The sequence below is a fragment of the Streptomyces katrae genome, from assembly GCF_000966975.1.
GTDB lineage: Bacteria > Actinomycetota > Actinomycetes > Streptomycetales > Streptomycetaceae > Streptomyces > Streptomyces katrae.
The window spans coordinates 1-216 of record NZ_JZWV01001848.1 but is presented as its reverse complement, the minus strand read 5'-3'; the positions used below and the strand labels follow the sequence as shown (position 1 = coordinate 216).

The 216-nt window shown below is 80.1% G+C and carries 1 protein-coding gene; it reads right to left on the bottom strand.

Annotation, left to right across the window (positions count from 1 at the left end; genetic code table 11):
* A partial coding sequence (locus VR44_RS46760; RefSeq protein WP_211275237.1) for a hypothetical protein occupies nucleotides 1–189 on the bottom strand: 189 nt, incomplete at its 3' end.
* Between the last annotated feature and the right edge of the window lie 27 nt (nucleotides 190–216).

The following is a 216-nucleotide window of genomic DNA, read 5'->3' as shown; positions in this document are numbered from 1 at the left end:
GTCCCGGTCCGCGGGGCCGGAGACCCTCCGGAAACCGTTGCCGGCCGCCGGGGGGAGCGCCCGTGCGCCGTTCCCGCCGGTGGGCGGGGCGGACGCCCCTGCGACGCCTCCGCCCGCCGCCGGTGCGAAGGAACCCGCCACCGCGCCCACGGCTTCCCTGGCGAAGCCGTCGGCGGAGGGTGCGGCCACCGCGCGTACCGAGAAGCTCGCCAAGCC